The organism is Brevibacterium sp. ACRRH, from assembly GCF_022346365.1.
Taxonomy (GTDB): Bacteria; Actinomycetota; Actinomycetes; order Actinomycetales; family Brevibacteriaceae; genus Brevibacterium; species Brevibacterium paucivorans.
Genome location: NZ_JAKRMN010000004.1, coordinates 21,807 through 43,347, shown reverse-complemented (window position 1 = coordinate 43,347; position 21,541 = coordinate 21,807). Strand labels below are relative to the sequence as shown.

The window sequence follows — 21,541 nt, the reverse complement described above, 5'->3', positions numbered from 1 at the left end:
CCTCTCACACGTCTAACGCTTACTTGTTAGCTGGCTCCTTGCGAGGAGCTGGCTTCGAGTGAGCAGCTTCTACGAAGCTCTTGCGTGGCACGTCCAGGTCCTTCAACGCGGTGAGGTCGCGACCAGCAACGAAGTTGAGGAACCAGTTGGTGAACACGCGGAGCTTGCGGTCCACGGTAGGAATCGCGTAGCCGTGGTATCCACGGTGCATGAGCCATGCGAGGAAGCCGCGGGTTTCGAAGTCACCCATCTGTGCGACACCCTTGTACAGACCCATACCGGCAACCGCACCCAGTGACTTGTGGAAGTACTGACGGAATTCGGTTTCGCCACGCAGAGCAGCCAAGATGTTAGCGGCCAGAACAGGAGCCTGGCGCACAGCGTGCTGAGCGTTTGGCACACAGTACCCACCAACACCGCCACCGGAGAGGTCTGGAACAGCAGCGTTGTCACCAGCACCCCATGCGCCTTCAACAACACCGTTCTCGTCTTCAACACGCAGGTCAGCACGAACCGTGAGGCGACCGCGGTCGTCCAGCGGAAGGTCCGAGTCAACCAGCAGCGGGTTAGCCTTCACACCGGCGTTCCACACGATGGTGTCAGCGTCGAACTCTTCGCCGTTCGACAGCTTGCAACGCTTGTTGGTGCAGTCCTGCAGGAAGGTTTCCAGGTACACGTCAACGCCACGTTCACGCAGGTGGTCAACAACCCAGCGTGCCTGCGCTTCGCCAACTTCTGGCATCACGCGAGGTGCAGCTTCAACCAGAACAAAGCGAACGTCGGCTTCGGTGAGGGTTTCGTGCTGGGCAACAGCCGAACGCACCATGTCTTCAATTTCAGCGAGTGCTTCGATTCCAGCGAATCCACCACCGACGAACGCAAACGTCAGAGCCTTACGACGTTCTTCGTCGTTCTCCATGAGAGCGGCGAGGTCGAGCTGGTTGAGGATGTGGTCGCGCAGAGCAACAGCTTCTTCAATGCGCTTGACACCAATAGCTTCTTCGTCCAGACCTGGGATCGGCAGTGCGCGTGCAACCGAACCGGCGGCCAGCACAATGTGGTCGTAGTCCAGTTCAAATGCTTCGTCACCTTCAGGCTCAACAACCGCGTACTTCTTTGCGTGGTTGATGGAGCGCACATAACCGGTGACAACTTCTGCACCCTTGAGGTTGCGGCGCAGTGGAACCACAGCGTGGCGTGGTTCGATCGAACCGGCAGCAACTTCTGGAAGGAACGGCTGGTAAGTCATGTATGGGTTGGGGTCAACAACGGTGACCGTTGCTTCACCTCGACCCAGGTTCTTCAACAGGTTCTGGGCGGTGACCAGTCCGAGGTAACCGCCACCTACTACGAGGACACGTGGACGCAATTTGCTATTACGAATCAAAGCCATGGTCTCATGCTATCGCTTGATGCGATCTTTCACGAACGCGCACCCAAAATGTTCATCACGTCTTTTCCGTGGCGTTTTTTCGTCGCCGGTTTTGCGACTGCCACGCGACCGCCCCAACCACAATCAGCGTGGCTCCTACGCCCATGAGCGGCACGTAGAACCAGGGTAGTTCGTTTCGGTCGTGTGGGGTGGGTTGATGGGCCGAGGTGGTTCCCGGTTTGTCTGCTGAGTCGACGATGGCGTCCTGGCCGGGTTTGGGCGACTGCTGGGCGCGGCGGTGCATGCGTACCCATTCTGCGAGTTCGTCTTTTGCCGACGCCACTTTCTTGCCGGGCCCAGCTTCAAGAGCAGCCACGGGGTCGATCCGCCCGTACCCAACGATCGGATCGACAGGTTTCTTCTGGTCGTGGTCCTTGACGGGCTTCGCAGTAGACGTCATGACATCCACCACCTGATCGGCCGAATAGTCGGGATGTTTGGAACGAATGAGAGCAGCCACACCGGACACAAAGGGGGCGGCGAACGAACAACCTTCCGCCTCGGCGTACCCACCCTCATAGTACGGAACCGGAATTTTCTGGGCCGGCCCCATGAGATCCACGGCAATACCTGGAGCGGTTGATTCCGAATCAAGCGAGTCGTCTTTTTTCAGGCCCCCAACACCCACTACCCCGGGAACCGTGGCCGGCGACCATGCACGGGTCGCACCCTGGGAGGCGTTACCCACGCACGCAATGATCACGGCGTCCTTCTTGTATGCGTAAGCGAACGCTTCATCCCACTGTTCTGGCCACGCGGGATCTGCCCAACCTAAGGACATGTTGATGACTTTGGCACCGTTGTCCACCGACCATTTGATCGCGTCAGCCGCCTGCTCGCGCGAAGAAGGCGCATCCGACGGCCCGCCTGAACCCAGCCACATGGATGCCGAAAGAAGTTCAGCGTCTGGTGCCACACCTCGCGGCCCTAGATTGGAACCGTTTCCTGCGATCACACCCGCAACGGCGGTGCCGTGCCGCACGGTGTCTTTGGGCCCCACGGGCGTTTGACCGTCGGTATTTGACCCGGAGAAGTCTTTTGCACCCACAACTTTGCCCGTGAGGTTTTCGTGATCGCCTTTCACCCCGGAGTCAATGATGGAAACTTTGACACCTTTCCCAGTGGTACTTTCCCAGGCCTTGTCGATTCCGTACGACTCAATAAACCACTGACCAGGCGACGCTTTCGGGGCAGCCTGCGCCGGCGCACCGGGGCTCAACAGCGAACCACCCAGTGCCAGAATTGCGACCGAACACAGGATCTGGCGGAGTTTAGCCACGTGACCTCGCCACACCGAGCGCAATTCCGTCCAGAATGTCTGTTTCACTGGTGCGAATCGTGAGTCCCGGCGCATCGGCAACGATGCGAGTAATCAGGCGAGAGAACACGGTCGCACCGGCACCAATCACGTCGACGCGCCCGGGATGCATGTAAGGTAGCGCGGCCCGTTCCTCACGTGTCATGGCGGCGAGCTTCTGGCAGGTTTCCAGGGCACGGTCCACTTCAAGTTGTGCGCCGTGGATCGCGTGCGGGTCATACGCTGGCAAGTCCAAATATGCCGCCGTGACCGTGGTGATGGTTCCCGCGACTCCCACCAGGGTGCGTGCCTGCGACGTGTCGACCGTTTGGCGAGCGCGGTCATACCACTCGTCAATGTCGGCCACCGCCGCCGCGATTTCCTGCTCGGTGGGCGGGTTTGAGTGCATGTGGCGTTCCGTCATGCGCACGCACCCGATGTCCATCGAAAACGCACTGTCAACGACGTCCGTGCCCAGCACCAGTTCAGTTGAGCCGCCACCCAGGTCCATGACGAGTGCCGGGTAGTCCACGCTGGCACCCAGCCCGGCGGTTGCTCCAATAAAGGACAGTTCGGCTTCTTCTTCACCAGTGATGACTTCTGCGTCGATGCCCAAGCGTTCGCGTACGCCGGCAAAAAACGTTTCGCGGTTGGCGGCATCGCGGGTGGCCGAGGTGGCAACGAAGCGGACGTGTTCCGCACCGTGGTCTGTGATGAGTTCAGCATATTCGTCGATTGCTGCGAAGGTTCGTCCGAGTGCTTCTGGAGCAAAAGCGCCCGTCGCGTCGACGCCTTGGCCTAGTCGCACCACGCGCATCTCACGCACCACATCGGTTAGAGCGGTGCCATCTGTGTCGGCGACGAGGAGGCGGATTGAGTTGGTTCCACAGTCGATCGCAGCAACGCGCATTATCTTTGCACCCCCGGAACGTTGTTCATGCGTTCAATTGCACGGTCACCAATAGGGTTGACACCCGGCCCGGCAGCGAGCGCGTGACCAACTAGAGCGTGCAGGCACTTGACCCGGTTAGGCATCCCGCCGGCGGAAAAGTCAGCGATTTCTTCGACGAACTCAATACCGGCTTCGTCTCCCAATGTTTTGCGGTCGCTCAAGTACGCACGATGAGCCTCCAAGTACTGGGCAGCCAGCTCTTCGTCTTCTGCAAGCTCTTGAGTCCATTCCGACATGATCCCGGAGGCCTCGAGGCGGGAACACTCCGCAACATAAGCGGGGTGAGTCAAATAGTAGGTTGTGGGGAACGGCGAGCCGTCTTCAAGACGAGGTGCTGTTGCAATAACGAGTGGTTCACCGGTGACTGACCGAGCAGCGATACCAAGTACTCCCCTGGGGATACGGCCCAACTGTTGGCGCACAATTTCTAAATCTGCCTTACTGGCCAGGCCAACCATTGTTATTCCTCCGTTGCTAGCCCCACGGTCTTGAGAGAGTCCGAAAGTTCAACATACCAGGGACGTTGCCGTTCACCTTTATTTGCCTGGTTCGTTGAAGCGTGCTCGTTCTTGTCAGATTCTACGATAAAGATCTTTTCGCCCGGTTTGGCGTAGTGGTATTCGTCCCGCGCGCGCCGTTCCATGTACTTGGGGTCTTTAAGATCGCGTTGTTTCTTTTCGAGGTCTTTGATCTCTTGTTCGGTCGCTTCGTTATCGCGTTCCAAAGCACTGATCTGTTGTGCTTGCCGGATACCTGTGCTCACAGTGGGCACGAACATGAGTCCGACCAGAAGAAAAACTGCCGCGAGGGTCGCTTTGCGCCCAAAGCTCAAACGCTTGCGACGCGTTGGGCGACCAGAGGTTGATGTGCGACCGGAAGTTTCTGAGGACGAGGTCGCACGGCGACTCTGCGGTTTCTTGCTCATGGGACCTCGTCATTCGCGCGTAGGGGAAGGGAAAAGCACGACACTTGTAGTGTGCCGTGCTTTTCCGTAAACGCGAAGGCTATTCGCGGGTGTGTTGATTATCCGCGAAGCTGTTTATGCGTTGAAGCGTGGGAACGCGCTAGCTCCTGCGTAACGAGCTGCATCACCCAAGAACTCTTCGATCACCAGCAGACGGTTGTACTTGGCTACACGTTCCGAACGAGCAGGCGCACCGGTCTTGATCTGTCCGGCGTTGGTGGCTACTGCAAGGTCGGCAATCGTGGTGTCTTCGGTTTCACCGGAGCGGTGGGACACCATGGTGGTGTAACCGTTGGTGTGTGCCAGTGCAATAGCTTCCAGAGTTTCGGTCAGGGTACCAATCTGGTTGACCTTCACCAGAAGCGAGTTAGCGGCACCCTTTTCGATACCGGTCTGCAGGCGTTCAGGGTTGGTTACGAAGAGGTCGTCACCCACCAGCTGAACTCGGTCGCCCAAGGTTTCCGTGAGGTGGACGTATCCGTCCCAGTCGTTTTCGTCGAGTGGGTCTTCGATTGAAACAAGCGGGTACTTTTCCACGAGTTCGGTGTAGTACGCGGTCATTTCTTCCGCGGACTTCTGCGCACCTTCGAAGGAGTACGACCCGTCCTTGAAGAATTCACTGGACGCAACGTCGAGTGCGAGCGCGATGTCCTTACCTGGTGTACGACCGGTCGCCTGGATTGCTTCAATGATGAGGTCGAGTGCCTGCGCGTTGGATTCGAGGTTAGGTGCAAACCCACCTTCGTCACCCAGACCAGTTCCCAGGCCCTTGGCCTTGAGAACTTTCTTGAGTGCGTGGTAGACCTCGGCGCCCCACTGGAGTGCTTCGCGGAAGGTCGCTGCACCAATAGGCGCGATCATGAATTCCTGGATGTCAACGTTGGAGTCGGCGTGCGCTCCACCGTTGAGGATGTTCATCATGGGTACGGGCATGACGTGTGCGTTGGGGCCACCCAGGTAGCGGAAAAGTGGGAGGTCTACGGACCGGGCTGCCGCGTGAGCTGCTGCAAGTGAGGCTCCCAGGATCGCGTTGGCGCCCAATCGTTCTTTGTTTGACGTTCCGTCGAGGTCGATCAGCGTCTGGTCGATGATGCGCTGGTCGTCGGCTTCGATACCTGCAACTGCGTCGTGGATCTCGTCGAGGACAGAGTCAACAGCGGACAGGACACCCTTGCCGTCGTAGCGTTCTGGGTCGTTGTCGCGAAGTTCAACAGCTTCCCATTCACCGGTTGAGGCACCGGAAGGGACGCATGCGGAACCGATTGCTCCGTCCTCCAGAAGGATCTCAACTTCGACAGTGGGGTTGCCGCGGGAGTCTAGGATTTCACGAGCGTTAGCCGCGATGATCTGTGCCATGGTGTCTCCTTTTACACACGTCGAGAGGCTTCAGTCGTAACTCTAATCTACAAGCAGTTTCTGGCGGAGCAGTTCCGGCGTTTTTGTGTTCATTCCACCCGATAAAAGGAACTGCTCCACTCCCCCGAATTCGTCGTCTACTCGCCGCAGCATGTTGTCCATGTACACGCGTGGGGCTTGGGTTGCGGTCTCTGACAGGTTGGCCACAATGCCCGCGTTTGCGAAGTTTGCGCTGATTGCAACCAAAAACTCTGCGCCCAAGAATTGCTCTGTGGCGTTGTAGTCGGTCACCACGTCGTCGCGCGCAACCCCTACGAGTTCGTGGATGAACGCCGTGACCACCCCGGTGCGGTCTTTTCCAGCCGAACAGTGGTACACCAATGGCCCTTGGGCATTAGCAACCAGGTCAATCACGTGCGCGACGTTGAGGGCAAAGTGATCGAGCAGAACACCGTACAAGGTCTCCAAGTCACGCTTCTCAAGCACAATCCGGTCTGGTCGTTCACGGTCAGCGGGGTAGAGCCGGTTGCCAAACAGTGGCGCGTGAACGTGGTTGACCTGCAAATCCCCCAGCGCATTGGGCGCGTTAGTGCGTTCCCTCTCCTCACGCAGGTCGATCACCGTGCCAATCCCCAGCTCCTGCAGACGTGCTCGCGCGTCGTCAGTCAAAGAAGACAGCCCGTCCGAGCGGAACACTTTGTGTTGCGCAACTCGACCTGCGGGCGTGTCCCAGCCCCCGATGTCGCGGAAGTTAAATGTCCCGCCGATCTCAATTCGTGTCGGTTGATGCACGACTTCCTCTTTCGTCGATAAGTGCGTCGGTGGCGCGACGCAAAGCTCCTTCGGCGTCAATGCCGTGCGCGTGCGCTTTCTGGACAACTGCTAACAGTTCCTGGCCTATGGCGGTTTCTGTGACATCTTCGTCCGCAGGCTCCGGTGTACCGGGAACGTCCTGGCTGCGCCCTACGCTCAGGTCCACCCGGTCTAAGCGGCCCAGTACCGCTTGCGTCCGGGCGAGCGCCGGCATGCTGGCTGGGATCGACGCGCATGCGTCACGTGCCAAGCTATCACCCGCGTGCGCATCTTCAGTGACATCGTCTTCAGTGACGTCGTCGCGGGCACCCCGCTTTTCTTCTGCCTTGATGCGTTCGTAGGCCCGTTCGACGTCCTCGATGCTGGTAGGGCCGGTGGTCTCAAAGACGTGCGGGTGCCGCCGGACCACCTTCGCACGCAACCTGTCCGCCACCTCGGTGATGGCGCGGGGACTCACGTAGTTTCCGGTGGGTGGGCACGCCGAGGTGGGTGTCGCGTTGGGCTGGTCGAGCAACGCGGCGTGGAAAAGGACCTGATATGCCACATCGCCCAGCTCGCCCACGAGTTCCGAGCGGGTCGTGGAGCCGGGGTTTGTGGTGTACTCCTCGATCGCGTCGAGCAGTTCGTACGTCTCTTCTAACAGGTACGGGGCCAGGCTGGCATGCGTGTGGGCGGCCGCCCAGGGGCAGCGAGCACGCAAGTAGGCAACGACCTCGGCCGTTGACAGGGTTTCAGGGTCGACCGGCTCCCACTGCGTCACGACTCCCCCTTTTCGCCGCCGCCACTGTCTGGCTTCGCGCCAGCCGGCTCCTCACCGCTGTCCGTCTTTTCGACCGGCAGGATCGCGTTGAGGAACTTCATGCACCATTCCAGCAGGGCTACGTCCGTGACGTCGCTGGCGGCGAATCCCTGTCCCGAGGTGGGTTTGGGTACCAGCACGGAACGCACCGCGGGTTTGATGAGGGACCGCGGGTAGAGGCGTTTGAGTCGCACGACTTGCGAATCGGCGAGTTCCACGGGTCCGAATCGGATGTTGTTTCCTTGCGCAACGATGTCGCTGATTCCGGAGGCGCGGGCGCGGATACGCAGGCGGGCGACATCGGCCAGCACCGCGACTTCCGGCGGGTAAGGGCCGTAGCGGTCGGTGAGTTCGGCGAGGACTTCTTGCACAGCAGTCTCATCGGTTGCCGTTGCCAGTTTGCGATACGCCTCCAAGCGCAACCGCTCCTGCTCGACGTAAGTGGTTGGCAGGTGCGCGTCGATGGGGAGCTCGATCCGCATTTCCGGGAGCTCTTCTTCGGCTTCACCCTTAAAGTTAGCGACCGCTTCACCCACCATGCGCACATACAGGTCGAAGCCCACGCCTTCGACGTGCCCGGACTGTTGGCCGCCCAGCAGGTTCCCGGCGCCTCGGATCTCGAGGTCTTTCATCGCCACCTGCATACCCGCGCCCAGTTCGGTGTGGGCGGCAACGGTTTCGAGGCGGTCGTGAGCGGTTTCGGTCAGTTCGATGTCGGACGGGTAGAGGAAGTACGCATATGCCCGCTCGCGTCCACGGCCCACGCGGCCCCTGAGCTGGTGGAGTTGGGACAAGCCCATGCGGTCGGCCCGGTCCACGATCAGCGTGTTGGCGTTCGCAATGTCGATTCCGGTCTCCACGATCGTGGTGCAGACCAGCACGTCGTACTGCTTTTCCCAGAAGTCGACGATCACTTTTTCAAGCTGTTGCTCGCTCATTTTTCCGTGCGCAACAGCGATACGAGCTTCCGGGACAAGTTCTGCTAACCGGGTGGCTACCGCGTCAATGTCTTGGACCCGGTTGTGGATGAAGAACACTTGCCCTTCGCGCAAAAGTTCACGACGAATCGCTGCAGTGACCTGCTTTTCCTCATATTTGCCCACGTAGGTGAGCACGGGGTGGCGCTCCTCCGGCGGAGTGGCCAGCGTGGACATTTCACGGATCCCCGTCACAGCCATTTCCAGCGTGCGCGGAATTGGAGTCGCACTCATTGCAAGCACGTCCACATTGGTGCGCATCGCTTTGAGTGTCTCTTTGTGCTCCACCCCAAAGCGCTGCTCTTCGTCAATGATGACTAGACCCAGGTTTTTAAAACGCACTTCACCGGAAAGCAAACGGTGAGTTCCGATCACCACATCGAGCTTGCCGGAATGAATGTCGTCCTTGGTCTGCTGTGACTCCTTTGGAGTTTGGAAACGCGAAAGCTTACCCACTGTGACGGGGAATCCCGCGTACCGTTCCCTAAACGTCTCAAAGTGCTGCTGAACCAACAAAGTGGTGGGAACCAACACCGCCACCTGCTTGCCATCCTGAACTGCCTTGAAAGCGGCCCGGACTGCCACCTCGGTCTTTCCATAACCCACATCACCGCAGATCAGACGGTCCATGGGGAGAGGCTTCTCCATGTCCTCTTTCACTTCGTCGATCGTGGTGAGCTGGTCAGCGGTTTCGACGTACCGGAACGCGTCCTCCAGTTCCCGCTGCCACGGCGTATCCGGTGAGAACTGGAAGCCTTGCGAAGCCATGCGCGCTGAGTACAGTCGCACCAGCTCGCCGGCGATCTCCTTGACCGCCTTGCGAGCGCGCTGTTTGGTCTTCGCCCAATCGGCTCCGCCCATCTTGTTGACGGACGGGCTCTCTCCACCCACATAGCGGGTGACCTGATCGAGCGAGTCGGACGGCACGAACAAACGGTCGCCCGGGTGGCCACGTTTGGACGGCGCGTATTCGATCACTAAGTATTCGCGGGTCAGCGAGTCCTTACCCTTGCGAGTGGTGCGCTGAACCAGCTCCACGAATCGTCCCACTCCGTGCTGTTCGTGAACCACATAGTCGCCTGGTTTCAGGTCAAGCGGGTCCACCTGCCCACGGCGGCGCCTGCGCGGAAGGGACTTACGCCCTTGGCGACTGTTCTGAACGGAACGGCCCAACACCTCGGATTCGGTGAGAACAGCAAGTTTCGCGGTCTCACTCACGAATCCCGCGTACGTGGCGGCCGTGGTCACGGTGACGGTGGCCGCCGGCGCGGGAGCCTCGATCACCGGTTCAAAATGCGCTGGGATGTCCGCACTCGAGAACACCTCGACAAGCCGCTCGCCCGATCCTTTACCTTCCGTGAGCACGTACACGTTCCACTCGTGCGAAACGTGGTCACGCACGTCGGTGAGCACCGCTTCAACGTCGCCTGCGTAACCGCGCGGTTCGCGGGCGTCGATCGTGACGTGGTTGTCCGTGACCTCCACCAGCTCTTCATCGCGGGCGAACCCGCCCACTTCCCACCATGGAAGGCTGAGCTGGTCTGCGGCCGTGCGGGTCTCCTCCAAAGTGCGGAAGCTCGCCGGGGACAGGTCAATGGGGGCCTTTCCTCCCGAGGTGGCAGAGGTCCACGCGGCCGCCAAGAACTCGTCTGTTGTCGCCACGAGGTCTGCGGCCCGTGTTTCGACCCTTTCGGGGGAAAGCACCACAATGCGGGTGGTGCTGGGAAGGCGGGCGAGCAGTGGTTCCATGCCGTCGGCCAGCACGGGGGCCAGCGACTCCATCCCGTCCACTGCAACCCCGTCAGCAATTTTGGTGAGCATGTCGGCCGCGGCAGGGATCTGCTCAACCAAGTCCGCGGCCCGTTCGCGCACCTTTGATGACAAAAGAACTTCGCGACACGGAGGCGCCCACACGTGGGGCACCTCGGCACCTTCTTCAGCTTCGATAGAACGCTGATCGGCAACCGAGAACCGCCGGATCTCTTCTACCTCATCGCCGAAGAACTCGACGCGCAGTGCCGAATCTTCGGTGGGCGGAAAGATGTCGATAATGCCACCTCGGACGGCAAACTCTCCCCTTCGCGACACCATGTCGACGCGCGAATACGCCAAATGTGACAAGCGTTCCGCGAGTTCCGTCAGATCGTGTTCGTCACCCACTTTGATGGTGACGGGTTCCAGATCGCCCAGCCCTTTTACGATCGGCTGCAAGAGCGCGCGAACCGTGGTGACTACGACGGACAGTGGACGTTCGCCTGGGTGGCTGAGCGCGCGCAACACGGACAGGCGCTTACCCACTGTGTCCGACCGGGGCGAAAGGCGTTCATGTGGCAGGGTTTCCCAGCTGGGGAAGAACGCAACAGATGAGGGAGCCAGGTGGTCGGCGAGGGCTTCGGTAAGTTCTTCGGCCTCCCGCCCCGTCGACGTCACGGCAACTACAGGAGCGTTCGCGCTTGCCTGAGCGATGAGGAACGGCCACAGGCCCTTCACCACATCGATGGATCCTCCTGGATCTGTGTTGAGGGCATCGACGGCTTGGGTGAAGCCGGGGAGTTCGGACACGCTTGCAGAGATTCCCGTCAAAGACACGCCGTCAGTCTACCTGTGAAACACTTGTTACATGAGCCAGTCGCACAAATCAGGTGACGAAGACAGTTTGGGTGCAATCGGGGTCGATGTTGCGAAACGCTTAGCGTCTCCCCTCATCATGCTCGCGGTCATGTGGCTGATCCGCATTTCTGACTTTGTGATTCCTATCCGGTTCAACGGCGCAGGACTACGGTCGTGGGACTTTTCGCACTGGTATGGACTTTTCACCATGCCGTTCCTGCACTCGTCGTGGCCTCACTTGCTGGCGAACTCGCTTCCATTCCTGGTGCTAGGCGGGCTGGTCGTTGCCGACGGGGTTGCCCGATTCTGGGCCGTCACGGGGATCGTCATGGTCACAAGCGCTGTTGGCACGTTTTTTCTCAACGAACCGGGCACCGTCACGGTTGGGGCCTCTGGTTTGGTGTTCGGCTACTTTGGGTACCTTGCAGTCGCCGCGTTCTTCGCACGCACGTGGTCGGGCCGGATTACTCGCGGCGTCATTTCCCTGGTCGTTATTGGGGTTTATGGCAGCGCCATGCTTTTTGGCGTTCTCCCCCGGTTGGGCCACATTTCGTGGCAAGCGCACCTCTTTGGGCTCATTGGCGGGGTGTGCGCAGCCTGGGTCGTCCTCAAGTGGGGTGGAAACCGGAAGTCGCAACGACCTCGGGCCGGGGCCATTGGAGCGGACGCTGGGACAACGGCTGGCACCGGGGACCCGGAACTTGACGCGATACTCCGGAACCTGGACTAGCTCTGACGCGAGTGGTAGCGCTGCTGGGCTTCCGTGAGCCCTTTAAGCACCAAGTCTTCAACGGCGTCGGCACAGTCCGAGACAAAAATGGGCAGGTTTTTGCGTTCCGTGCTTGAAAAGTTCTGCAACACGAAGTCTGCCGTGTCCATGCGTCCGGGCGGTCGGCCCACTCCGGCGCGCACCCGCAAGTAGTCGCGGGTACCCAGGTGCTTGCTCATCGACCGGAGGCCATTGTGCCCACCTTCTCCCCCGCTCAGTTTGAGCTTGATCGAGTCGAACGGCAGGTCCACGTCGTCGTGAATAGCGATCACGTGGTCGGGATCGATCGAATAGAAGTCAGCCAGCTGGCGCACGGGAAGCCCGGATTCGTTCATGTAGGTTGCGGACTTCATCAGGACGGCCTTGGTACCCACAACCCCGCCGAGGTCGGCCACGCTGGCCGCTACCGCTCGAGTTTTCGTGGACCCCAGTGTGGCCCCGCACCTGCGTACGAGTTCGTCTAGCACCATGTGCCCAATGTTGTGCCGGGTACCCGCGTAACGTGGACCCGGATTACCCAGACCAATAATGAGGTAACGCATGCCGTCCTTCGATGTAAAAAAGTGGGGTGCGCCCCATGCGCACCCCACTCAGTTTACGGCGATTACTCGTCGTCAGACGATTCTGCAGCTTCGTCGGAAGGCTCAGCACCGGTCGATGCTGCAACTTCTTCGTCGACTGCGTCGGATTCGAGTTCAGATTCGAGCTCTGCCTCGGTCATTTCAGCGGCGACGTGGATGAGCATCATGTCTTCGTCGTCAACCAGTTCGACGCCTTCAGGCAGTTCCACGTCCTTCGCCAGGAGGTGGTCACCAACTTCGCGTCCTTCGATGGAAAGTTCGAAGTGCTCTGGAATCTGGGTGGCGTCTGCCAGAACACGCAGAGTCTGGGTTTCAACCGAAACAAGGGTTCCAGGAGCAGCGTCGCCAACTGGCGTGACTGGGATGTCGACCTCAATCTTTTCACCGCGCTTCACGATGATGAAGTCAACGTGGATGATGTCGCGGCGAACAGGGTGGCGCTGGATGTCACGAGCAACTGCGAGGCTCTTGAGCTTGCCATCAGCAGTCGAGATCTCGACCAGCGAGTTTGGGTTCTTCATCGCCATCATAATGGCGTGGCCGTCAAATGAGAGGTGAGCAGGTTCGGATCCGTGACCGTAGAGAACGCCAGGAACACGTCCAGCGGCACGGGTACGGCGGGCATACCCCTTACCGTAGTTTTCACGGAGTTCGGCTTCAAGCTTAATGTCAGCCATGATGTCCTTTCGTGTGGTTTATCCAAACCACGGCGACAGTTTTCGCGGTCAGATAACACCTTCACGAATAACCGCGTCGATAACGGAGAAGTCTTTCCTCCCTCGCCGAGGCGAGAAACATTCTATACGGTGACGCACTTTAAGCGCAAAAGCAGGCGCACGCGTCGATGGACGCGTGCGCTCAGGCTTGTTAAATGAAGTTGGTTAAATATTGAAGAGGCTCGTAACCGAACCGTCCTCGAATACTTCGTGAACTGCTCGGCCCAAGAGCGGAGCGATCGACAGAACGGTGAGCTTGTCGAAGATCTTTTCTTCGCTCAGCGGAAGCGTGTTTGTCACGATCACTTCGTTAGCAACCGAGTTCTTCAACCGCTCTACTGCAGGCCCGGAGAACACCGGGTGCGTCGCCACGATGACGACTCCGGTTGCACCGTCAGCCATACACGCCTCAGCGGCCTGCACGATGGTGCCACCCGTGTCGATCATGTCGTCAACGAGAACGCACGTGCGCCCCTTGACGTCACCCACCACGCGGTTGGCTTTGGTCTGGTTTGGACGGTCGATGTCGCGCGTCTTGTGGATAAATGCCAGTGGGCAGCCACCCAAAGCAGCCGACCAGTTCTCAGCGACCTTGATGCGTCCTGCGTCTGGGGAGACAACCGCGAGTGGTTGTTCGTAGTTGCTCTTGACGTAGTCAGACAGGATCGGCAGGGCGACCAAGTGGTCCACGGGACCGTCGAAGAAGCCCTGGATCTGGGCGGTGTGGAGATCCACGGTAATGATCCGGTCGGCGCCTGCAGTGCGGTACAAGTCAGCGACGAGGCGAGCGGAAATAGGTTCACGTCCGCGGTGCTTCTTGTCTTGGCGAGCGTATGGGAAGAATGGGGCGATAACGGTGATGCGCTTGGCCGATGCTCGCTTCAGTGCGTCAACCATAATGAGCTGCTCCATCAACCATTCGTTGATGGGTGCGCAGTGGCTCTGCAGAACAAACGCGTCACATCCGCGTACAGACTCAGAAAAGCGCACGTAGATTTCGCCGTTCGCAAAGTTGTACACATCAGCTGGAAGAAGCTCAGTGCCCAGATTCTCTGCGACTTGCTGGGCTAGCTCTTCGTGTGCACGTCCAGAAACGAGAACAAGTTTCTTTTCTCCTGCGGCGGTAATCGAGTTCACTGTTCGTCCGTCTCCTTGTTGGCAGAAGCAGCGTCGGCAGCGGGGGTTCCTGGTCGGTTCTTAACCACCCACTCTTCAATATTACGCTGAGGCGCAACGGTTATGGCCAGTGCACCTGCAGGAACATCCTTTCGAATGACAGTACCGGCTCCGGAATATGCTCCGTCGCCCACGGTCACAGGTGCGACGAACATGGTGTCGGAGCCTGTACGCACGTTGTCGCCCACTACAGTGCGGTGCTTGTTCACACCGTCATAGTTGACGAAAACACTTGATGCACCGATGTTGGAGTTTTTACCGATCGTCGCGTCACCCACATACGTGAGGTGCGGAACCTTCGAACCAGATCCGATCTGTGCGTTCTTCGTTTCGACAAATGTGCCGATCTTGCCGTTTTCACCCAAGTCCGTTCCGGGTCGCAGATACGCAAACGGACCTACCGTTGCACCTGCTCGCACCACGGCGAGTTGCGCGTGAGTCCGGATGACCTGCGCGCCTTCTCCCACCTCGGTGTCTGACAGGGTGGTGTCCGGGCCAATCACAGCTCCAGTAGCGATATCGCACGCTCCGTGAAGCTGAACGCCCGGAAGGATGGTCACGTCAGGGTTCAGGGTCACATCCGAGTCGATCCACGTGGTGTCAGGATCCACGACCGTAACGCCGGCACGCATCCACTTCTCGACGTTGCGTCGGTTGAGCTCTTTTCCAAGTGCTGCAAGCTGGACGCGGTCATTTGCACCTTCGACCTGCCACACGTCGTCAGTGGCCAAAGCAGCAACAGCCGACCCCTGCGAGCGGGCAATACCGATCACGTCCGTGAGGTACTTTTCGCCCTGTGCGTTGTCGGTTCCAACCGAAGCCAAAGATGAACGCAACACTCCGGCGTCAAAAGCGTAGATGCCCGAGTTGATTTCGGTGATTGCGCGCTCTTGTTCCGTGGCGTCCTTTTCTTCCACGATCTTCTCGAGTGTCCCGGTCGCGTCGCGCACGATCCGGCCGTAACCCCGAGGCTGCTCCACATGAGCAGACAAAACCGTAGCCGCGTTGGAGTGTTCTTCGTGGAAAGCCACCAAGTCGTTAATGGTGTCCGCTTCCAGCAGAGGGACATCGCCGTAGGTCACTACGACGGTTCCAGTGAGGTCTTGTGGAAGTTGGGTGAGCGCACACTCAACGGCGCGCCCGGTGCCCGGAACGTCATCTTGATCTGCCACCAGCACCGCGCATTCACGTGCCTGGGCGATCTGTGAAACGTGTTCACCCACTCGGTCACGCTCGTGGCGCAAAACGACGACCAGGTGATCGGGGTTGACACCCGCAGCCGCATCGACTGCGTGGTGCAACAGTGATCGACCACCAATAGGGTGCATCACTTTGGGCGTGGAGGACTTCATACGGGTTCCCGCTCCAGCGGCGAGAACGATTACGGCAGCTGGCGACTGCTGCGTCATGTGCACTCCTTGAACTAGCGGCGCTAGCTCCGCCCCTAGGATTCGAACCTAGACTGCACGGCTCCAAAGGCCGGCGTGCTGCCATTACACCAGGGCGGATTGTTCATACGATGAACAGGCTTTTCTATCTTGCCATTAAGATGGGAAACATGGAAATTCTGCGCTACATTCTACTTATTTTGCACCTAGTCGGAATGGCCATCATCGTTGGTGGCTACTTTACATACATGCGTTCACCACGCGTGGTAGCAGGCATGTTGCACGCTTCTTTCCTGCAGTTGGTGACAGGTCTAGCTCTGGTAGGCGTAGCTGAAGCGATGGGCGGCGCCAACCACATGAAGATCGGCATCAAACTGGTCCTTGCGATCTTGGTGACCGTGTTTGCGTTCATTGGTAACCGCAAACAGAAAGCTCACGACCAGGCCGACGGCCCTCAGCCGTCCGCCACAATGGCCCACCTAACAGGAGTGTTTGCGATCCTCGCAGTCATCATTGCAGTGGTTCTGTAACACCCTGTACTTTAACGAGCGACACCCGAGTGGTGTCGCTCGTTTGTGTATCAGCCTCCCGTCGCTTAAAAGTGAAACATCATGAACTTTGACTTCCTTGATTCGCAATCAGCCTCAGAACCCGAAAACCCGGTAGCCAACACCGCACCAGGGCAGGAAGAACTTCTCGAAAACCTCAACCCTCAACAGCGCCAGGCAGTGACGCATTCAGGCTCGGCGCTCTTGATCGTCGCAGGTGCCGGATCAGGGAAAACCACTGTCCTCACGCGACGGATCGCACACATCTTGGCCACAGGACAAGCACATCCGGGGCAGATCCTTGCGATCACGTTCACCAACAAGGCCGCGCGCGAAATGCTGGAGCGCGTCACATCGCTTGTGGGCGATCGTGCGCGTGGCATGTGGATCTCCACGTTCCACTCTGCGTGTGTGCGAATCCTTCGACGCGAGGCGCGTGACCGCACATCCAATTTCTCCATTTATGACGCGCAAGATTCTTTGCGACTCATCACACAGGTGACGAAAGAACTTGACCTCGACCCCAAGAAGTTTGCACCCAAGACCCTTCGGAATCGCATTTCGAACCTCAAGAACGAATGCGTGACCGCGGCAGACTTCGAGGTCAAAGCGCAAGAGAATAACCCGTTAGAGCAAGCTACTGCGCGGGTATACAGCCGGTATCAAGAACGCTTGGCTGTCGCGAACGCCTACGACTTCGACGACCTTATTATGGAGACCGTGAGGTTGCTGACGAACAATCCCGAAATCGCGCGGAACTACCGGGCGCGGTTCACCCACATTTTCGTCGACGAGTACCAAGACACGAACCCTGCACAATACGCGCTGATCCGGGTACTTGCCGGGGCGGACCTCCCTGAGCCCACCGGCCAGCTCACGGTAGTAGGTGACGCGGACCAGTCCATCTATGCGTTCCGCGGAGCCACTGTTCGCAACATCGTCGAATTCGAAAAAGACTTCCCGCATGCACAGACGATTGTGCTGGAGCAGAACTACCGGTCCACGCAGAACATTCTTTCGGCCGCTAACGCCGTCATTCGGAACAACGACGACCGTCGCGACAAAAACCTGTGGACTGACCAAGGTAGTGGCGAGAAAGTAGTGGGGTGGGTCGCGTCTACCGAACATGCAGAAGCTCAGTTCGTCGTTGACAGGATCGACGAGCTCATGGACGAAACCGATCTCACCTACGGTGACTTCGCTGTCTTCTACCGCACGAACGCTCAGTCACGAGCTATTGAAGATGCCCTGGTGAGAGCGGGACTCCCGTACAAGGTTGTGGGTGGTACACGGTTCTACGAGCGCAAAGAGATCAAGGACATCTTGGCCTACGCTCACGTTTTGTCGAACCCATCGGATGACGTGAATCTGCGTCGCATTCTCAACGTGCCCAAACGCGGCATCGGAGATCGTGGGGAAGCCCTCGTCGCGGCACTTGCAAACCGCGAACGCATCAGCTTTTATGAAGCACTCAAACGGGCGGACGAAGCACCGGGAATGACGAATCGCACCCTGGGCCCACTCCGGGCGTTCACACAGCTCCTCAACGACCTGCTCGAGGCCTGCCACGGCGCGCAACCGTCCCGCGTGCTTGAAGCGATCATGGAACAGACGGGTTACTTGGATGAGCTCAACCGTAGTACCGACCCCCAAGATGAGTCGCGCGTGGACAACCTCGCGGAGTTGGTTGCAGTCGCTGAGGACTTCCAGCACTCGCAACCGGAAGCAACCCTTGACGACTTCCTCGAACGTGTCTCGCTCACCGCAGACGCCGACTCAGTCCCCGACTCACAAGCCGGCGAAATCACTCTCATGACTCTGCACACGGCCAAGGGGCTGGAGTTCCCTGTCGTATTCCTCACTGGTTTGGAAGACGGCACGTTCCCCCACCAGCGCTCGTTTACGAACGCCACGGAACTGGCAGAAGAGCGGCGTCTGGCCTACGTGGGTCTCACGCGCGCCATGCAGCGCCTGTTTGTGTCCAGGTCAGAAACCCGGTCGATGTGGGGGCAGTCGTCGTACAACCCACCCAGCCGGTTCCTGCAGGAGATCCCGTCGGAACTCGTCGATTGGCAGTCGACCGGCTCGGTCACTGCACCCGTGACCAGCTCGGCTAATCGTTCGTTGTCAGCTGGGCGGTACACCTCGGGAGGGCGCACGGCGGCTTCCGTTGGAAGGTCGGGTTCGCGGATCCGGCCTCAAAGGGAGGTTCCCGAGGTCGCAGTCGGGGATACGCTCTCGCACGACTCGTTTGGTTTGGGAACTGTCGTCGAGGTGACGGGATCGGGCGATAAGACCGTTGCACATGTTGACTTTGGTTCAGAAGGTACCAAGCGTCTGCTTATGCGTTACGCGCCCGTCGAGAAACTGTAAAAGCTCTAGACACAAAACACGAGGGGCGGGAGCATGTGCTCCCGCCCCTCGTGTTCGAACGAGTGTTCTTACTCGTTTCCGAGCTTGCCGTCAGCAGCGTCGCGACCCTGGTTAACCTGGTCTTCGAACTTGCCACCGGTCTTGTCGTTAGCGAAGTCAGCACCCTTGTCGAGTGCGTCGTCGGTAACGCCTTCAGCCTGCTCGCTGTTAACTGCGTCCTTTGCCTTGTCTGCGAAGTCTCCGAGTCCCATTAATCCTCCTCGTATTACGTGGACAGTTGCGATCAGCAACCTGTCTCCAACATTTCCATCGAGTAGCTTGTGAGACAACCGCCCCTTAAGAAAACCTTGCGATTTTCACGTGACGTTCAGGTTTTCTTCGCCGTTCCTTCAGCTAACGGGTGAGCTGGCGCCCAATGATGGTCCGCTGAATTTCTGAGGAGCCTTCGTAGATCCGGAAGATGCGGACGTCACGAGCGTAGCGCTCGAGCGGAAAGTCCCTGGTGAAGCCGTAACCACCGTGGATCTGCAGAGCTTCGTCCGTGATGAACGCAGCGGCTTCGGATGCCACCAGTTTTGCGGTTGCCGACTTGATGGTGAAGTCTTCGCCCGTGTCACGTGAGTGCGCGGCGTCCATGGTGACGAGAAATGCCTGCTGGTAGCGCGCGTAGATGTCAGCGAGTTTGAAGGCGATAGCTTGCATAGCTGCAATGGGCTTGCCGTTGATGTGGCGAGTCTTGGACCATGCAACAGCGTGCTCCATAGCCTTGCGCGAAATACCGATACTCATCGCGGCAACTTCGATACGACCTCGGTCCAGGACCTTCATGGCGGTCTTAAAGCCCTGGCCCTCTTCACCCAGTAGGGCGTCTGCAGGCAGTTCGCAGTCGAACGAGATTTCATACACGGGTGATCCGCGCAGACCCATCGTCTTTTCGTGGCCACCGACCACAATGCCTTCGACCTTAGCGGTGTCGACCAGGAAGGCCGAGATTCCGCGGTGGCCGGCCTCGGGATCAGTGATGGCGTAAACGACGACAAAGTCAGCGAACCCAGCATTCGTGATGAAGTGCTTGGTGCCCTTGAGGTGCCAACCGTTGTCGGTGCGCACGGCTTTTGTGCTCATTTCGGCTGGGTTAGAACCTGCGCCGGGCTCGGTGAGACCAAATGCACCAATGACTTCACCGCTGGCAGCACGTGGCAAGTAGGCGTTCTTCTGTTCGTCGGTTCCGCCAATCAGCACAGAGTCTGTGGCCAGGTAGTGCGCGGTGACGATCGACGCGGTCGAACCACATCCGCCAGCGACTGCAGCGACCATGTGGGTCATCGCGACCGAGCTGATTCCTGGACCACCGTACTCTTCTGGCAGGTTGAGTCCCATGACACCCATGTTCGCGAGTGCCTTGATGACGTCGTGAGGAATCTCTTCAGTTTCGTCGGTTTTCGCGGCCTGGGGTTCCAGAACTTCGTTCGATAGCTCCTCGACGGCTTCGATGAGCATCTTCTCGTCGTCAGATACACCAAACATGTGCTTCCTCCTAAATTTCGTCGTTGTGTTCGCCCAGACGGGGAACTGGCAGCTCAGCGACTGGTCGCTCGCCGTCAAATAACAGTGGGTGGCCCGCATAGCGGTGCCCTAAACGTTCGTCAGTGCGGATGAGGTCGCGTTCCCGGCCGAGGTCGGACTCGAGGCTCTGCTTCAAGTCCAGTACCGCTGAGCACGGAATTCCGTTCGTTCCGAGGAGTTCTAGTGCCGAATCAACAGTGTGGGATTTGAGGGCTTCCTCGATTTCGGCGCGGAGCTCTTCTTCGTTCGCCTTCCGCTTGGGGTCGGTGAGGAATCGTTCGTCGGTTGCGAGTTGTGGCCGCTCGAGCGTTTCCGCCAAGTGAGCAAACAGACGGTCGTTTGCAACAGCGATGACAATGAGACCGTCAGAGACACGGTAGGTGTCGAAGGGTGCCGTGACGGGGTGTGCATTTCCTGAAGGAACTGGTGCTTCACCCGTTGAGTCGTACACCGCCACGTTAGTTGGCTGCATCGAAACCAACACGTCGTACATGGGAATGTCGACGTGGCTTCCTTCGCCAGTGACCTTCTGCTTGAACAGCGCAGACGCGATTCCAAAGGCCGCGAGGTTACCTGCAGCGACGTCGGCAATCGACTCCCCTACCCGGGTAGGTCCACTTTCGACCGTTCCAGTAGCGGCCATGAGTCCGCTACGTGCCTGGACCACAGTGTCGTATGCCGGGCTCTTGGCGAAGCTACCGGCCTGCCCGTACCCAGAGATGGACGCGTACACCAGCTCAGGGCGCTTCGCGCGCAACTGCTCAGCTGAGATACCCAGTTTGTGAGCCACGCCGGGACGGAAATTCTCAACCACAACGTCGGCGCGTTCCAGGAGGGTGTCCAGTCGAGCCCGGTCCTCATCGGACTTCAGGTCAATCTCAACGGACTTCTTGCCTCGGTTGAGACCGGAGAAGTAAACGCTCTCTCCGTCTTTGAAAGGGCCCAAGTGTCGAGCATCGTCACCCACTCCGGGGATCTCGATCTTGATCACTTCGGCACCTAGGTCCGCAAACATTGCGGTCGCGTAGGGACCTGCAAGCACTCGCGAAAAATCTACGATTGTGACGCCAGAAAACGGTGAATGTGACATATATCAATTGTCCCAGCCCACGTCAGCACATTCACTTTCGTACGCACACGAGTGTCCAGCTAGGCGGACAAATTGCTTTATACGCCGGGTACTGTAAGTGCGAGTGTCAAGATTAAGCCAGCCAGAATCATCAA

Annotated in this window: 19 protein-coding genes and 1 tRNA gene; 3 read left to right on the top strand and 17 right to left on the bottom strand. The window is 58.8% G+C overall.

The annotated features are described in order from the left end of the window. Positions 1-19 precede the first annotated feature (19 nt). The 9 genes from MHX53_RS05035 to mfd all read right to left on the bottom strand — a co-directional run bounded on the left by MHX53_RS05035 (position 20) and on the right by mfd (position 11,179). Positions 20-1,393, bottom strand: coding sequence for an NAD(P)/FAD-dependent oxidoreductase (locus MHX53_RS05035; RefSeq protein ID WP_102237535.1), 1,374 nt, complete (start codon positions 1,391-1,393; stop codon positions 20-22). Between the two features lie 55 nt (positions 1,394-1,448). Then, positions 1,449-2,711 carry a S8 family serine peptidase gene (locus tag MHX53_RS05030; protein WP_239271463.1) on the bottom strand — a complete coding sequence of 421 codons (1,263 nt, stop codon included), beginning with the start codon at positions 2,709-2,711 and terminating at the stop codon, positions 1,449-1,451. Next, on the bottom strand, positions 2,704-3,639 hold the full coding sequence (locus MHX53_RS05025; protein WP_239271462.1) for a Ppx/GppA phosphatase family protein: 936 nt from the start codon (positions 3,637-3,639) through the stop codon (positions 2,704-2,706). Before MHX53_RS05025 ends, MHX53_RS05030 begins: the two co-directional genes overlap by 8 nt. Continuing rightward, positions 3,639-4,139 (bottom strand): DUF501 domain-containing protein, encoded by a 501-nt coding sequence (locus MHX53_RS05020; RefSeq protein ID WP_239271461.1) that lies wholly within the window; start codon positions 4,137-4,139, stop codon positions 3,639-3,641. Before MHX53_RS05020 ends, MHX53_RS05025 begins: the two co-directional genes overlap by 1 nt. Before the next feature lie 2 nt (positions 4,140-4,141). Then, a complete protein-coding gene (locus MHX53_RS05015; RefSeq protein ID WP_102237531.1) occupies positions 4,142-4,606 on the bottom strand; it encodes a septum formation initiator family protein in 465 nt (154 codons plus the stop codon). A gap of 114 nt (positions 4,607-4,720) precedes the next feature. Next, a complete protein-coding gene (gene eno / locus MHX53_RS05010; RefSeq protein ID WP_102237530.1) occupies positions 4,721-6,001 on the bottom strand; it encodes a phosphopyruvate hydratase in 1,281 nt (426 codons plus the stop codon). Between the two features lie 42 nt (positions 6,002-6,043). Further along, positions 6,044-6,793, bottom strand: a complete 750-nt coding sequence (locus MHX53_RS05005) for a tyrosine-protein phosphatase (protein WP_239271460.1) — start codon at positions 6,791-6,793, stop codon at positions 6,044-6,046. Continuing rightward, complete coding sequence (locus MHX53_RS05000) at positions 6,771-7,574, bottom strand: MazG nucleotide pyrophosphohydrolase domain-containing protein (RefSeq protein WP_239271459.1); 804 nt, start codon at positions 7,572-7,574, stop codon at positions 6,771-6,773. The genes MHX53_RS05005 and MHX53_RS05000 overlap by 23 nt, the downstream gene beginning before the upstream one ends. Beyond that, entirely contained in the window at positions 7,571-11,179 is a 3,609-nt protein-coding gene (gene mfd / locus MHX53_RS04995; protein WP_239271458.1) for a transcription-repair coupling factor, read from the bottom strand. Before mfd ends, MHX53_RS05000 begins: the two co-directional genes overlap by 4 nt. Positions 11,180-11,210: 31 nt before the next feature. Between mfd and MHX53_RS04990 the strand changes: the two genes are divergently transcribed. Beyond that, positions 11,211-11,930 (top strand): rhomboid family intramembrane serine protease, encoded by a 720-nt coding sequence (locus MHX53_RS04990; RefSeq protein ID WP_239271457.1) that lies wholly within the window; start codon positions 11,211-11,213, stop codon positions 11,928-11,930. On the opposite strand, the gene pth is transcribed toward MHX53_RS04990, so the two are convergent. From pth to MHX53_RS04965, 5 genes are all read right to left on the bottom strand, one after another. Then, complete coding sequence (gene pth, locus MHX53_RS04985; RefSeq protein WP_239271456.1) at positions 11,927-12,511, bottom strand: aminoacyl-tRNA hydrolase; 585 nt, start codon at positions 12,509-12,511, stop codon at positions 11,927-11,929. The two genes, MHX53_RS04990 and pth, sit on opposite strands and share 4 nt — an antisense overlap. A 62-nt stretch (positions 12,512-12,573) precedes the next feature. Continuing rightward, positions 12,574-13,227 (bottom strand): 50S ribosomal protein L25/general stress protein Ctc, encoded by a 654-nt coding sequence (locus MHX53_RS04980; protein ID WP_239271455.1) that lies wholly within the window; start codon positions 13,225-13,227, stop codon positions 12,574-12,576. Between the two features lie 204 nt (positions 13,228-13,431). Then, a complete protein-coding gene (locus MHX53_RS04975; protein WP_239271454.1) occupies positions 13,432-14,403 on the bottom strand; it encodes a ribose-phosphate diphosphokinase in 972 nt (323 codons plus the stop codon). Beyond that, complete coding sequence (glmU, locus tag MHX53_RS04970; RefSeq protein WP_204514713.1) at positions 14,400-15,851, bottom strand: bifunctional UDP-N-acetylglucosamine diphosphorylase/glucosamine-1-phosphate N-acetyltransferase GlmU; 1,452 nt, start codon at positions 15,849-15,851, stop codon at positions 14,400-14,402. The genes MHX53_RS04975 and glmU overlap by 4 nt, the downstream gene beginning before the upstream one ends. A gap of 27 nt (positions 15,852-15,878) precedes the next feature. Beyond that, positions 15,879-15,950 (bottom strand) — tRNA-Gln (locus MHX53_RS04965). 50 nt (positions 15,951-16,000) lie between these two features. On the opposite strand from MHX53_RS04965, the gene MHX53_RS04960 reads away from it, so the two are divergent. Then, positions 16,001-16,360 (top strand): hypothetical protein, encoded by a 360-nt coding sequence (locus tag MHX53_RS04960; RefSeq protein ID WP_102238306.1) that lies wholly within the window; start codon positions 16,001-16,003, stop codon positions 16,358-16,360. A gap of 81 nt (positions 16,361-16,441) precedes the next feature. Further along, entirely contained in the window at positions 16,442-18,751 is a 2,310-nt protein-coding gene (gene pcrA / locus MHX53_RS04955) for a DNA helicase PcrA (protein WP_239271453.1), read from the top strand. A 68-nt stretch (positions 18,752-18,819) separates the two neighbouring features. Here the strand turns inward: pcrA and MHX53_RS04950 are convergent, their stop codons facing one another. From MHX53_RS04950 to MHX53_RS04940, 3 genes are all read right to left on the bottom strand, one after another. Further along, positions 18,820-19,002: an antitoxin gene (locus MHX53_RS04950; RefSeq protein ID WP_204514716.1), complete on the bottom strand. Its 183-nt coding sequence runs from the start codon at positions 19,000-19,002 to the stop codon at positions 18,820-18,822. Positions 19,003-19,144: 142 nt separating this feature from the next. Continuing rightward, positions 19,145-20,278, bottom strand: a complete 1,134-nt coding sequence (locus MHX53_RS04945) for an acyl-CoA dehydrogenase family protein (protein WP_239271452.1) — start codon at positions 20,276-20,278, stop codon at positions 19,145-19,147. Between the two features lie 10 nt (positions 20,279-20,288). Continuing rightward, positions 20,289-21,407 carry a CoA transferase gene (locus MHX53_RS04940; RefSeq protein ID WP_102237519.1) on the bottom strand — a complete coding sequence of 373 codons (1,119 nt, stop codon included), beginning with the start codon at positions 21,405-21,407 and terminating at the stop codon, positions 20,289-20,291. Positions 21,408-21,541 lie beyond the last annotated feature (134 nt).